This is a genomic window from Paenibacillus uliginis N3/975 (assembly GCF_900177425.1).
GTDB classification, from domain to species: domain Bacteria; phylum Bacillota; class Bacilli; order Paenibacillales; family Paenibacillaceae; genus Paenibacillus_AQ; species Paenibacillus_AQ uliginis.
In genome coordinates this window covers 1,043,164-1,055,915 of record NZ_LT840184.1, presented here as the reverse complement: position 1 = coordinate 1,055,915, position 12,752 = coordinate 1,043,164, and the positions used below count along the sequence as shown (strand labels likewise).

General features: G+C 46.3%; 15 protein-coding genes and 1 tRNA gene. 2 read left to right on the top strand and 14 right to left on the bottom strand.

The genetic code is table 11. The features are described from left to right. The 6 genes from B9N86_RS04965 to B9N86_RS04940 all read right to left on the bottom strand — a co-directional run bounded on the left by B9N86_RS04965 (position 1) and on the right by B9N86_RS04940 (position 4,917). Positions 1-702: a TadE/TadG family type IV pilus assembly protein gene (locus tag B9N86_RS04965; RefSeq protein ID WP_244562950.1), complete on the bottom strand. Its 702-nt coding sequence runs from the start codon at positions 700-702 to the stop codon at positions 1-3. Next, positions 662-787 (bottom strand): Flp1 family type IVb pilin, encoded by a 126-nt coding sequence (locus B9N86_RS30125; protein WP_244563118.1) that lies wholly within the window; start codon positions 785-787, stop codon positions 662-664. The genes B9N86_RS04965 and B9N86_RS30125 overlap by 41 nt, the downstream gene beginning before the upstream one ends. Before the next feature lie 87 nt (positions 788-874). Continuing rightward, positions 875-1,747, bottom strand: a complete 873-nt coding sequence (locus tag B9N86_RS04955) for a type II secretion system F family protein (RefSeq protein WP_208918029.1) — start codon at positions 1,745-1,747, stop codon at positions 875-877. Positions 1,748-1,761: 14 nt separating this feature from the next. Beyond that, complete coding sequence (locus tag B9N86_RS04950; RefSeq protein ID WP_208918028.1) at positions 1,762-2,526, bottom strand: type II secretion system F family protein; 765 nt, start codon at positions 2,524-2,526, stop codon at positions 1,762-1,764. Further along, complete coding sequence (locus B9N86_RS04945; protein ID WP_208918027.1) at positions 2,523-3,770, bottom strand: TadA family conjugal transfer-associated ATPase; 1,248 nt, start codon at positions 3,768-3,770, stop codon at positions 2,523-2,525. The genes B9N86_RS04950 and B9N86_RS04945 overlap by 4 nt, the downstream gene beginning before the upstream one ends. Beyond that, a complete protein-coding gene (locus tag B9N86_RS04940; RefSeq protein WP_208918026.1) occupies positions 3,763-4,917 on the bottom strand; it encodes a P-loop NTPase family protein in 1,155 nt (384 codons plus the stop codon). Before B9N86_RS04940 ends, B9N86_RS04945 begins: the two co-directional genes overlap by 8 nt. Positions 4,918-5,239: 322 nt before the next feature. On the opposite strand from B9N86_RS04940, the gene B9N86_RS04935 reads away from it, so the two are divergent. Then, positions 5,240-6,079, top strand: a complete 840-nt coding sequence (locus tag B9N86_RS04935; RefSeq protein WP_208918025.1) for a thermonuclease family protein — start codon at positions 5,240-5,242, stop codon at positions 6,077-6,079. A gap of 5 nt (positions 6,080-6,084) precedes the next feature. On the opposite strand, the gene B9N86_RS04930 is transcribed toward B9N86_RS04935, so the two are convergent. From B9N86_RS04930 to B9N86_RS04910, 5 genes are all read right to left on the bottom strand, one after another. After that, complete coding sequence (locus tag B9N86_RS04930) at positions 6,085-6,504, bottom strand: thiol-disulfide oxidoreductase DCC family protein (RefSeq protein ID WP_208918024.1); 420 nt, start codon at positions 6,502-6,504, stop codon at positions 6,085-6,087. A 404-nt stretch (positions 6,505-6,908) separates the two neighbouring features. Further along, positions 6,909-7,187 carry a hypothetical protein gene (locus tag B9N86_RS04925; protein WP_208918023.1) on the bottom strand — a complete coding sequence of 93 codons (279 nt, stop codon included), beginning with the start codon at positions 7,185-7,187 and terminating at the stop codon, positions 6,909-6,911. An 85-nt stretch (positions 7,188-7,272) separates the two neighbouring features. After that, entirely contained in the window at positions 7,273-7,515 is a 243-nt protein-coding gene (locus B9N86_RS04920) for a zinc ribbon domain-containing protein (RefSeq protein WP_208918022.1), read from the bottom strand. A gap of 157 nt (positions 7,516-7,672) precedes the next feature. After that, a tRNA-Leu gene (locus B9N86_RS04915) sits at positions 7,673-7,755 on the bottom strand. A gap of 72 nt (positions 7,756-7,827) precedes the next feature. Further along, complete coding sequence (locus tag B9N86_RS04910; RefSeq protein WP_208918021.1) at positions 7,828-8,193, bottom strand: helix-turn-helix domain-containing protein; 366 nt, start codon at positions 8,191-8,193, stop codon at positions 7,828-7,830. A gap of 171 nt (positions 8,194-8,364) precedes the next feature. Between B9N86_RS04910 and B9N86_RS04905 the strand changes: the two genes are divergently transcribed. Beyond that, positions 8,365-9,009 (top strand): PAS domain-containing protein, encoded by a 645-nt coding sequence (locus B9N86_RS04905; RefSeq protein ID WP_208918020.1) that lies wholly within the window; start codon positions 8,365-8,367, stop codon positions 9,007-9,009. 124 nt (positions 9,010-9,133) lie between these two features. Here B9N86_RS04905 and B9N86_RS04900 read toward each other — a convergent pair whose 3' ends face one another. From B9N86_RS04900 to B9N86_RS04890, 3 genes are read right to left on the bottom strand one after another with little or no spacing between them, the layout of a single operon-like run. Next, on the bottom strand, positions 9,134-10,693 hold the full coding sequence (locus B9N86_RS04900; protein WP_208918019.1) for an alpha/beta hydrolase: 1,560 nt from the start codon (positions 10,691-10,693) through the stop codon (positions 9,134-9,136). A gap of 18 nt (positions 10,694-10,711) precedes the next feature. Next, positions 10,712-11,734: a FecCD family ABC transporter permease gene (locus B9N86_RS04895; protein ID WP_208918018.1), complete on the bottom strand. Its 1,023-nt coding sequence runs from the start codon at positions 11,732-11,734 to the stop codon at positions 10,712-10,714. Continuing rightward, positions 11,727-12,734 carry a FecCD family ABC transporter permease gene (locus tag B9N86_RS04890; RefSeq protein ID WP_208918017.1) on the bottom strand — a complete coding sequence of 336 codons (1,008 nt, stop codon included), beginning with the start codon at positions 12,732-12,734 and terminating at the stop codon, positions 11,727-11,729. Before B9N86_RS04890 ends, B9N86_RS04895 begins: the two co-directional genes overlap by 8 nt. Positions 12,735-12,752: the final 18 nt, after the last annotated feature.

Genomic DNA, 12,752 nt, shown 5'->3' with positions numbered 1-12,752 from the left:
CTATCGACGCCCCCCATACTTCTGAATTACTTCGGAAGCGCTACCGGGATCGGTTCGGCTTCCACCCGCACCCTTAAATTTCGAGCCGTAATAGCGCATAAGCTCAACGGTTCGGATAAACTCGACCGGATCCACAACAACAGACTGCGAGCTGACCTGAAGATCAGTTCCCCCGGACATCACCTTTTCTAGCGGGGAGATCGTTACAGGCCAAGATAGTTCTGTGTTCACTTTTCGTAAGAGCACTTTATTGTCATACATCATCTCCCCCTGCATCCCATCTGGTACAGCAGAGGCTCCCTTGGACATTTTCACCTCCGGTAGTTCAGTGCTCTGATCTCCTCTAGGGATGGTAATGGCCCCGGCTGGCTCTCCGTTTCCTAGACCAAATAAGGAGCTAAGCAATCGATCATCCGTCAAGCGCCAATATAGCGGATCATACTGCCCCTCCTCTGCCGCTCCGCTAACCGCATCCTTATGGCTGTTATCCCAGATAAAGGCCGTGCGTTCAGAAGCAGCGGAAGAAGCTTGGACGAGAAAAGATCTCTGATAAATATACAGACATAGGAACAGAAGCAGCGCCGTCACCAGCAGCACTATGGGCAGAACAAGAGAGGCTTCAATCGTAAAGTTCCCCTCGTCATTCTTCCAGAACCGGCGCCTATTTCGAGTTGATGAATTCATCTGATCTAGTGTTAACATTGTTAAACAGTCGCGTAACTAAATCTTTAAGCTGATCCTTGAATATAAGAGCAATAATCAAAATCACCACAATAATGAGAATCATTTCAAGCGTACCAATTCCTTTTTCATCCTTCCAAAAAGCCCTAACCTGATTTCGTAGTACAGACAGCATCCTTATCACCAAACCCTTCTACATATTCATCATCATAAAAGCCGGCGCACCGACCAACACAATCACAACCATAAAAATAACGACCATTGGAAATACCAGCTTGGATGAAGCCTGTTCACCTCTTGTCCGTGCGATCGCCTTCCGTTTCTCCCACAACACCCGGGACAGATCACGGAGCGCCAGAACAAAATCATTCCCTCCGCGCCTGAAGTTCAGCAGTACGGTTGTAGTAAAGATCGATACCTCTTGCACGGCACAGCGCTTGCTGAACTGCTCAAACGCCTGTTGAAAGGAATGTCCACCTTCCCAATCGCCAACCATTTTCCTGAGCTCCGAATACAACGGATGCTGATCATCACATTTCCGTTCTACACAATGAACGATCGCTTTTTGAACAGTCTCTCCGGCTCCAACGAGCAAAATCATCTTGTTCAACAGCTCGGGGAGCTCCATCACGATATCTTGATCACGAAGCAGTACTTTCTTACTCAGATCCTTCACCATGGAAACCGGCAAAAGAATACTAAGAAAGCCGCCTCCAAGCACACCAATAGGTTCACCTGTCCCGATCGACCAGAAACAGCCGCCAATAAGGATCAACCAGCTGTAAGCAAGAGAATCTGCCATGAAGAGCAAGCTCATCTCCGCACTGTGGCGAAGGCCGTGAATTTTTTGCACGGATCTCTGTATACGGAAGAAGAGGATAGGGAATCGGGTAGTCACCTTACTCTTCTCCAAAACGAATAACAAAGGCGGCGTAAGCTTCGCAAGCCTGAGCCCTTCCATGGGCAGCCTGCTGAAGCGCCGATATCGTTCACCTCCCATTTGATTCAGCACCACCCAGCCACCCACCAGCAGAATCAGCAGAGCACCGCACAGCCATCCCAACACAGCTCACTCACCTCCTACACCTTAATGTTCATCATTTTCGTAATCCACCAGAAACAGCCCCCAAGAACTAAAAGTGCTAAGGTAGAAATTATGAATCCGGCTGCACTACCGTGCATAGGTTTCATATAATCTGAAGCCGACATGTTCATAAAAAGCAACAACAGAAAAGGAGCTGCCAGCAATGCTTTGGATTCAAACTTTTTTTGAGCAATCATGACCGATATTTCCTGCTGGATATCCAGCTTCTCTCCAATGACGGAAGATGTCCGGCGGATGACCTCCACCAGATCACCTCCGGTTCTTTTGCAGGTCGTAAACACGTCAGCAAAATTCGTTATATCATCCATCCCTGCTCTCAGGGCAAAATCCTGCAGCGCTGCTTCGATGGGCTCGCCAAACTCCAGTCGCGAAACAATAACCTTTAATTCGAATATCAGATCATTTTGAGCTCCGGGATCCAGCATCAGCAGATCTTCCACCGCATCGCGAAATCCGTTCTCAACAGAGCGCCCTGCAGATAGTGAAGAGGATAGAGAATATAGCGCCTGCTTAAAGTGAAGATTCAGCATAGCTCTTCTGCGGTTCAGAAGATGACGCCGCCATAACCGCGGAACGATCAACCCTCCGGCACTCAGTATCAGAGACATGATCACATTTTGATAAAACAGATAGCCCATCCCGAAAAATAATAGTCCGCCCACCGCAACACAGCGGATCCGCTGTCCCTTCGATAGGTTATAACCCCTGTAATCCGGAAGTATGTTTCTTCGTGGTCTCATTTCACCACCTCAAAGTTTTGAAGCGGCCAAGTAGCAATCCCCGCCATTCGCAGCTTATCCCTATTCACAAGCGGGTTACCGCAAGGCTCAAGCCTTCCCATTACACGCCCTCCGATTTCGCCCGTCTCCCGGAACTTATAAAGGGAATTAATCATAACGACATCTCCGTTCATACCGATAACCTCACTAATTTCTGTTACACGACGCGAGCGGTCTCGCAGCCTGGAAAGATGTACAAAAATATCAATCGCCGAGCTGATCTGCTGCCTGACAACCGAGACCGGCAGTTCAGCTCCGCTCAATACCATCGTTTCCAGACGGCTGATCATATCCCGAGTACTGTTGGCATGTCCGGTTGACAAACTTCCATCGTGTCCTGTGTTCATCGCCTGTAACATATCCAACGCTTCACTCCCCCGCACCTCTCCGACCACAATCCGGTTAGGCCTCATCCGAAGGGACGAGCGGATCAAATCACGAATAGATATTTCGCCCCGCCCTTCGGTGTTGGCGTTTCTCGTCTCTAGTGACACAAGGTTCGGCACAGTCACGATCTTTAACTCGGCTGAATCTTCAATGGTAATCACTCTCTCATCAGCCGGTATGAACTGGGATAAGGCATTCAGAAAAGTTGTTTTTCCTGAACCTGTTCCTCCGCCTATAAAAATGTTATATTTTCCGACTACCAGCGTCCGGAGCAGATCTGCCGCCTCCTGACTTAGCGCCTCCCTGGCCACCAGGTTTTCCATCGTCATTGGGGACTCGGGAAATTTACGGATCGTCATTGTCGGACCCTTTAGCGCTATGGGAGGAAGAACAATATTAACCCGTGACCCATCTTTCAGACGGGCATCAACGATCGGTGAAGATTCGTTTACAACCCTGTTCACCGTGCCCACTATAGTCTGAATGATATCCTCCAGCCTGCCTTGGGATTCAAACTGAACCTGGAGACGCTTTACTTCACCTTCCTGTTCAATGAACACATCCTTATGACTGTTAATCATAATTTCCGTAATCGCGGGATTATCAACCAGAGGCTGCAACACATCCAGGCCACGAAAGGAATCAAAAACTCTCCGCACCAGTGTGCGCCTTACCGCTGCAGTCAGTTCACTCAGCTCTTGACGCGCCCATACCACCTCCTCGATATACAACATCAGTTCACGATTGCCGACAGCTGCTGTAATATCTAGTCCCGCCCTTACTTCATTTCGTATAGAGATAAAAATTTCTTCATCCATAGGCACGTTCACCGCTGGTGCTTCTCATGCCAAACCATCCGGTCTCCCCAAGCAAATCACTGCAAAGCTTCAATATTTCCCTCTGAAAAATCGGCGAACACAACAGCAAGTCCTCCTGCTGCACCTGCTTCCATGAAGGAATGTAAGGCAGCACACCATCCATCCTCATATCCTTGCGGGGAAGCGGATTACCCAGACTGCCAGTGAACCGATTAACGATAAACCTGCTCTTGCCCATGATCTGTCCGAACCAATCTGGATTCTCTTTCTCCATGTGACTAAGCCATATACCGTTCTTATACATACTGATGAGGTCATCCAGTAACATCCACAGAAGAAAGTGACAATTCTCCATCACAGCATTCAGACGCTCCCTTGACTGGTTGTCCGTGTCAATGACGATCACATCGTATTGGCCGCTCTTGTAGATCAGATCAATCAGTACCTTTACATCCTCAGCCGTCATTTCCATCAGCTCTTTCAGATGATCACTCGGTTCAAACACATCACACTTCAAGGCATCGTGCGCCATCACATATCGGGTTAGAGACAACTCGTTTCTTTCCCCATTTTCTTGTGAGGATTTAATCTCATAGAGCAGCCGCGAGAAGGTGCCCTCTCTTCGGTTACCGCCCGAGAACAAAGCACTGGAGTTTACCGTCTCCAAATTCAAATAAAACACCTTCAAGCCCATTACACCCAATTGTCTCGCCATATTTACAGCTGCTGTAGTCCGTCCGCTCCCTCCAAGAACCGACACAAGACCAATGATCTGGGTGCTTCCGGAGTGAAGCTCGTTCTTTCTTGTGCGGTTTCCTCCAACATGGCTGATCCACATATCCAGCAGCTTGGGCAAGGGCTGATACTTCGCGGCAGTCAGTCCTTCACCAGCCAGATTTAGCTCTTCTCCCCCTTCAGTAAGAACGATCCACGGCACGGATAACACCTCTTCTGACAACCAAGCTTCCAGCATGTTTGCCTCACCTACAATAAGGTCCGGTATGTCTCTATACTGCAGCAGTGCTTCAACCCGAGTGAACGCCGTAACCTGCACCTTCTTCACATACTCACTTCCGTGTATATATTGAAGTAGCGGTTCGACATACTCGGAATCCTGAACAGCCAGCACAACCCTGACCGGTAACATGTTTACAGATCCCTTCTTTCAATAGACAACGCAAAAAAGCACCGTCCAAGCCGCATTTAAGCGATCATTGAACGGTGCTTCCGTTGTCTTGTTATAATTTTACATAAGAATAGCATAACTTACGGTATGTCATCAAGCGATTTTTTATAATCCTTAATAAAACAGTCCGACATACCCTTGCCAAAAAGATGAAATACCGTCATAATGGACTCGGCAGGAACAGATGTTCCTAGAAGGAATCTCTCTATTCATCGTCATCCTATATAGAGTCTCCTATACCTACCTTAATTACAAGGCATCTTAGCCAGGAGAGTGACAGCTTATGAAAAGACGCATTTTACCAATCATCATTACAGGCCTGCTTTTATTGTCCGGCTGCAGCGATCCACTTCCCACTGCATCGTCAGAGCAGTCAAACACAGACATTAATACGGCTGCACCGAACAATTCCAAACCCACAACTTCAAAGCCTGACCATAAATCCTATCCGACCGATGATCTCAACATTCCAAGAGTCCCCGTCGAACTTGTTAAATCCGTAGACGGCGATACAATCAGTGTTAAATATGAAGGTAAAACGGAAAAAGTTCGCTTTTTGCTGATTGATACACCGGAAACGAGCCATCCACGACTTGGTGTACAGCCCTTTGGCCCGGAAGCAAAAGCATTTACTAAAGATATTGTGGAAAAAGCCGATAAGCTTGAACTCGAATTCGACATCGGACCGAACCGGGATAAATACTCCAGACTGCTTGCGTACGTGTACGCAGACGGCCAGATGGTTCAGGAGCTCCTTCTGGAACAGGGGCTCGCCCGAGTGGCCTATATTTATCAGCCCAATGTACGTTATGTCGATAAATTCAACGATCTTCAGACCATCAGCCGCAATAAGTCGCTAGGAATTTGGAGTGTCGAGAATTATGCACAGGATGATGGCTTTCATCCTGAAGAACAGAAGAGTAAGAAGAATGGTGCAACCGCGAACACAAGTTCCAATACGGATAAACCTATAAATGGATGTAACATTAAAGGCAACATCAATTCGAAAGGTGAAAAAATTTATCATACCCCGGAATCCCCATACTACAACAAAACCAAGCAGGAACAGTGGTTCTGCAGCGAAAGCGAGGCTAAACAAGCCGGTTTCCGCGCCCCACGTTAGTATGTCTAAAGAAACCTGCGCCGGATTTCCGGCGTTGGTATCATGCATTCCTCGTCTTGCCCGAACCAGCGATACCGATTTTTTGCTACCCACTTGTACAATACATCGCGGAGTGCCCGCGGCACGATGATAAATCCATATAGCAGCCGCCACGGAAAAGTAAGACGACGTACAATGCGCAGAGCAGCCGCAGAGCGGGTATAGTAAGTACCGTTCTCCACAACAACGACGGTGTCGACCGTTTCCTCAGGCAATCCCCCTTGCCGAAGAATATCTTTTCCGATATCGGACTGAAGTGAAGCGAACTGAAACACACCTGCAGGATCGCGCTTTATGATAAACTTCGTGAGCCCCTGGCACATATGACACACCCCGTCAATCAGCACGATGGTATGCTGTGACTGTTCAAGATGTTTGTCCATCATCTCTTCCCTCCCTTGTATGTATAGCTCCAATGATACTATACAACTACATCCCCTGATTCAATTACTTCCGTTTCAAATATAAAAGTGCGTGTTCAAAAAGGTCGGTTTTCAGCACCGAAGCTTATGCTTCCGATGTGCGTTTTTTCAAACGCTTCAGTTGGATGAAGCTAGGGACTGAGGAGCGGAGCTGCACGTTTTCGTAGAAAACGTCTTCGGAAGCATCAGCTGTTTTGGGTACGTGAGCACTTGAGATGTTTCCGAAGGAAACATTTTAGCTGAATTCAAGATTCGATGCCGAGCCCACTTCCTGATTCACTTCGTGATCAAAAGCGGACTTTTTGAACAACCTCTAAAAGAAAAAAAGCGCAGGAGGATCCTCCCGCGCTCTATCGTAGCAAGTTCTATTATTCTGCAGCTGCTTTACTCAGCCATTCGCCATCTCTCATCTGTTGATCAAATTCAGCGGAGAACTTCTCCATGCATTTGCAGATGAAATCTTTACGGCAAACCGGACAAGGTGTTTTTCCAAGTCGGCTTACATTAGTCATTTTCCATTCCGGAAAACGGTTGTAGAACACGCGGCAATCTGTTCCATCAGCTAAGCTGATAATGAACTCGTAAAGCCCTTCTTTGTCGTTGCTTCCGGCTTTGATCACGTTAGAAATCTGTGGTCTGTATGACACATGCATCACCCATCTATTTAAGTTTCGTCTAGATTACCTTGTACTTTCTGGTACTTAGACATATTAAAGAATTTTAAGGATGATGTCAACCAAAGAACACATCCAGTATAGAGCCTAGCTGTCCGCGTTTCTTGCCTTCTAGAATATCCGGATTAAATACTTCTACATATCCGCAATTGGTACAGGAAACGAATAGGAAATGATTGTGCTGAATATCAAACATTTTGCTTAGCCCTGATCCAGACATCGCTACTTCCTTCGTTGCACAATGGGTTCCTCCGCATTTGGAGCATCTAAAGCGTTCCTCTATCATTTCTTCAATACGCATATTGAATATCCCCTTTCATAACAATCCATACACATCTCTTACGGATCATCTGGGGTTGCAGTTGCATATTTTTATATCAAGAGATGAAACGTTGTACGCCTGAAAACAAAAAAGAACAACCCCTTGATAAGCAAGGTGTTGTTCCTCTGTTGTATGATGCGGTAGAGAGGACTCGAACCTCCACGGGTATACACCCACTACCCCCTCAAGATAGCGTGTCTGCCATTCCACCACTACCGCATATTGTAAGGGAAGTTCTACAAGAGAACATTCCCTATTATATAGATTTCTTGCCAAGAAGTAAAGAGGAAATTACTCCCTATCCCGATGCTTCCTGTATTCCGTAAACTCTAGATACTCTCTAATAAAATCCTTCTCATCATCGGTAAGGTTTGATGCCTGGATCTGTTCAGCCGTCTCCTGCTTATGATTTGCCCCGTAATTTTCCCGAACTTCCATCACACCTGGAGAAGGACTTCCCCTACCGACAATAAGCCAGTCCAGACTAACTTCGAAATAGCCGGCGATCTCAATCAGTTTATTGGTGCTTGGGGTTGTCTTACCTCTTTTCCAGTCACCAAAATTCCCTGTGCTGATCCCGAGGTTTTCACAAAATGCTTTTTTAGTCATACCCCGGCTTTCAATGAGATGTTCGATTCGTTGGTATATTGACTGCATGAAACAACCGCCTTTCCCAATCCTCTAAAAAATAAATACTTATTTACGTTATTTTTGACTTGAATAATGACTTAATTAAGTGTATAATGAGAAAATACACGTCTAAATTATACCATTTCTTCATGCCCGTTGTCTCTTATCCAAAGTTTCTATACCAGGGGAGCGAGTAATTTGCGACAATCTTTATCCACATCTTGGAATTGTGCAATCCATTTCCTGAAACCTGGACTGATGATTATCCGTCCGGATGGTACGATAGATCAAATTAACGACTCATGGAGGCTGATGGCTCCAAAGTATGGTGCCTCTCCTAATTTTGAATGGCCTGGAACCCCTTTTTTTGAAATGCCTCCACAATTTTTTGGCAAATCCTCCTTCGGGGAATTTTATAAAACGATATATCTCACCTCATTGAAGGATGTACTAACAGGAAAAAATTCTAGTTATACTGTGGAGTATTCCATAGACTGGAGCGGTAGGATCGCTTGGATTTTGTGCGAGGCTTATTCTCTTACAATAGATAAAAACAACCCCCATGGAATGATTGTTTCGTTCTCCGATATTACGCGATATAAACAAAAAGAGATCCGTCTCGAGCGGGCGCTTGCTCAGACATGCTCGCTTCACGGACATGTTCCGATCTGCGCCGTATGTAAGCATGTCCGAACTGCGAAAGTCTGGGAACCCGTCGAAAGCTATCTGGAAAGCCGTATGCCTATCGAATTTACACACGATATTTGCCCTAGCTGTATCAAAAGATTATATCCTAAATACTCATATGCGTTAGAGGATCCTCATTTTTCGTCAGAAGAGTAGCTACGAGTTAAATGGTCACCTTAATGATCTGACCCTTGATGATACATCCTTTACCAACTCTAAGTTCCCAGCATAAAGAGCCTTCGCTCATGAGCGAAGACTCTTTATCTTTTTATTCTCTTATTTACTTCGTAATGAAACGGAGTAGCGGGCTGATTAGCGAAGGTATAACCGAAACATGCCCCTCACCCTCAACTTCTTGAAATATTGGATGTATTCCTTTTGGGGACGCTTTAAGAACCTCATATAACTCCTTCGCATCTTTTACCATAGACGGCTTCTCATTACTTCCTACGAAAATAAGCAGTTCCCCAGATGGTTCATGCTGCCCCAAGTTTTCCTGTCTCTCGTTCCATATCTGATAAAGGACATGATTTTTCCACCAAACAGAAGGACTGGCCGCGATATAACGCTGAAAAGTCCCACATCGAGTAAACAAAGAATACAGCGACAAAAATCCTCCAAGAGAATGGCCGAACAGTGACTGCCTCGAATGATCGATGGAGAAGCACTCCTCAACCTTCGGTTTCAACTCTTCCTCAATAAATGTGAGGAATTCCTCGGCCCCCCCGGTTTTAGGCCATGGGGACCCATCAGGACGGGCTGGCAGTTCAGTTTCGTCAGCATGAACAGTGTAGTCATAAAAACGTTCATTCGTTACGATCGGATTGTCGGAATCGTAGCCGATTCCAACGATAAGTGCCGGCGAAATCCCATGTGGGCGCCTCGATTGCATCCGTATGGACTCTGCCAGAGAACCAAACGATGCATTTGCGTCCAACGTATACAGGACAGGATATCCCTCTTCAGGGGGCGGTTCTACCGGCTTAGCGATACTAATTCGATACCAACGCCCCGTACGGTTCGATTGCACATTCCACACTTGGGTTCCTGGTATACTAAATTCTCTTGTACTTTCTTTTTCTTTTACGGGGCACTTTGCTTCAGGACGTTCGTTAAACAGCCACTGTAGCGCTTCAGGGAACCGCTGAATCATGAATATACCATCATGTGTTCCTTGTGGCTCCAAAACCAAACGGAGCGAGTCTTCAGGAAAACCTTTTTCGATAAATAATGAAGCTGCGGCTTTGGTATTTGGCACCATTTGCTTCTGTGCATTCAGTTTATATATCCCTTCGCATAAGCCCACGGACATGAAAATTCGCAAGTCATTGTTCATGCTTTCATTTTGTCGGATGTAATCCATAACCCCCTCATACCAGAAGGAAGCTGACAGCAGGCCGATCCGGCCAAATGTATCCGGGCGCCAATACCCGGCAAACAGTGAAATTAATCCTCCAAAAGAACCGCCGATGATCGCCGTATTTTCAGCTTCTTTATGTGTCCGATAGTGATTGTCTATGTAAGGTTTGAGTACATCTGCGACCTCATCTACATATACCTTCCCATTGCCACCGAAGGCGTTCATGTCTTTAAGAAGCGCTTCTGCAGGCCATGGGGTATATTCATCATTTCGGTTTGGGCTCGTGATGCCAACCAGAATCAGTTCCTCCAGTGCTCCTGTAGCAAATAAATGCTCCAAATAGTTCAAGCACTCGGTAAAAAGGTAGCCATCGTCCTGGACATAAGCAACGGGATAGTGCCGGTCGGATTGATCATAGGAAGGTGGCAGATATAATATGACTTCTCTTTGTTCCACTTTTAAATGATGAAAGTGATTCATTCCACTCCTCCAGTCTTTTTATTTCCTCGTTCGAATGAGCAAATAAACAAAGTAGGGCACACCGATGATGGATACCACAATACCAACAGCCAGTTCAGCAGGTGCAAATATCGTTTTTCCAATGAAATCACCGATAAGAACGATCGCCATGCCAGCCACACCACTGACAGGAATGATATTTTTGTGCTTCAGTCCTACCAATTGTCTGGCCATGTGAGGAGCGATCAGGCCCACGAAACCGATACTGCCTGAGACAGCTACACTGGCACTCACCAATCCAACGCTGCACAACAGAAAAATATTTTTCTCCCTTTCAACAGATACGCCAAGCCCTTTCACACTTTCCTCACTCAGCTGAAACAAATCCAGAACATGAGCGCGCAGCCAAATTATTAGTGGAAGAAGCAGTATCCAAGGCAGCATGGTAATAACAAACTTCCAGTTCGCGCTGTGAAGACTGCCCGCGAGCCATACAACCGCCATCTCAAAATCATTCGGATTCATTTTGAGAGAGACATACATGGTCACAGCGCCGAATCCGGAAGCAATAGCAATCCCGACCAATATAAGCCGCTGCGGATCGAGCGTTCCGTCTTGTCTGGCAAATAAATAAATCGCCGCTGTGGCAGCCATCCCGCCGACCACACCGAACATTGGCATCATCATTACGCCAAGCCATCCCGTCATTGTTATACTCCCTTGAAACAGGAACATAAACAGTACAACAGCCATTCCCGCACCTGCGTTAATTCCAAGTATCCCGGGATCTGCCAGTCCATTTCTCGTTACGCCTTGGATCACGGCACCGGCTATTCCCAAGGAGAAGCCAACCAGGGCACCAAGAACGATACGAGGAAGGCGAAAATCAAACACAACAAGATTATGGTCTGGCTGAGGGTCGATTCTTAGCAATGTTTTGATTAGATCCATAACTGACATGTCAAAGGTTCCGCTCGTCAAACTGAAATAAGCAGCCGTAAACACAATGACGGTTCCTATAACTAAGACAGTACTCACACGTGCATAAGATGTGTTACGCATGCTGCCCTCCCCCTCTCGTCTTAATCAAATACAAGAAGAAGGGAACACCAATCAAAGCCGTAACAACACCTACCGGAGTTTCAAAAGGAAAATTGATAAACCGCGCAAGGATGTCGCACAGAGCCAGAAACACTCCACCTAGCACCCCGGATACGGGAACGATCCAGCGGTAATCAGAACCCGACAAAAATCTGGCGATATGGGGAATGATCAAACCTACGAAGGCAACTTTTCCAGCTAGTGCCACAGAGACACCGGTCAAAATAACGACGGCCAGTATCGCGAGCGATTTAACAAGCACTGTACGTATTCCTAGTCCCTTCGCAATCTCTTCGCCGAGTGAAAGGACAGATACAGATTTAGACAGACCAAGAGCCAGTGACAAACCCACAACGGCAAACGGAATACTTAACTTAATCAATTCCGGATCCATCTGATGCAGCCTGGCGTTATACCAAAAACTAAGATTCTGGGAAATCTGATAATAAGTCGCAATGGCATTAGCTGTTCCGCTTAGAAATGTTCCGATAATTGTACCGAGTATTGCCAGACGAACTGGACTAAGTCCATGAGGAATCATCCAGGCAAGACCGAAAACAATGCCTGCACCGACGGCAGATCCGATCAAGGAACATACAATATACCAGGTGGAATTCGCGTTTGGCATAAATACCATAAATAGAGTAACCGCAAAAACAGAACCGTCCGATACGCCCATGATGGAGGGCGATGCAAGGTAATTTCTTGTCATTCCTTGCATGAGTGCTCCTGATATAGCCAGAAAAGCACCAATCAGCATCGCTCCAATGACACGCGGCAGCCTAGAAGTCATAATGATCTGATGATCTACACTGTCTGCATCAAATGCGAATACGGAATCCCAAATCACATCAACTGTAATATTTTTAGCTCCATATAAAATAGAAGCGATGATGAGCAATATAACTGCTGCCGGGGCTATCACAAGGATAGCCGCCGGCAGCGAACATCTGAATCGCATATACAACACGCCTTATAC

Bases quoted from the DNA above. Each gene is read 5' to 3' on its own strand.
- B9N86_RS04965 (WP_244562950.1), bottom strand. From the start codon at position 702: ATGTTAACACTAGATCAGATGAATTCATCAACTCGAAATAGGCGCCGG.
- B9N86_RS04895 (WP_208918018.1), bottom strand. From the start codon at position 11,734: ATGCGTAACACATCTTATGCACGTGTGAGTACTGTCTTAGTTATAGGA.
- B9N86_RS30125 (WP_244563118.1), bottom strand. From the start codon at position 787: ATGATTCTCATTATTGTGGTGATTTTGATTATTGCTCTTATATTCAAG.
- B9N86_RS04945 (WP_208918027.1), bottom strand. From the start codon at position 3,770: ATGGATGAAGAAATTTTTATCTCTATACGAAATGAAGTAAGGGCGGGA.
- B9N86_RS04940 (WP_208918026.1), bottom strand. From the start codon at position 4,917: ATGTTACCGGTCAGGGTTGTGCTGGCTGTTCAGGATTCCGAGTATGTC.
- B9N86_RS04935 (WP_208918025.1), top strand. From the start codon at position 5,240: ATGAAAAGACGCATTTTACCAATCATCATTACAGGCCTGCTTTTATTG.
- B9N86_RS04920 (WP_208918022.1), bottom strand. From the start codon at position 7,515: ATGCGTATTGAAGAAATGATAGAGGAACGCTTTAGATGCTCCAAATGC.
- B9N86_RS04930 (WP_208918024.1), bottom strand. From the start codon at position 6,504: ATGATGGACAAACATCTTGAACAGTCACAGCATACCATCGTGCTGATT.
- B9N86_RS04900 (WP_208918019.1), bottom strand. From the start codon at position 10,693: ATGAATCACTTTCATCATTTAAAAGTGGAACAAAGAGAAGTCATATTA.
- B9N86_RS04950 (WP_208918028.1), bottom strand. From the start codon at position 2,526: ATGAGACCACGAAGAAACATACTTCCGGATTACAGGGGTTATAACCTA.
- B9N86_RS04910 (WP_208918021.1), bottom strand. From the start codon at position 8,193: ATGCAGTCAATATACCAACGAATCGAACATCTCATTGAAAGCCGGGGT.
- B9N86_RS04890 (WP_208918017.1), bottom strand. From the start codon at position 12,734: ATGCGATTCAGATGTTCGCTGCCGGCGGCTATCCTTGTGATAGCCCCG.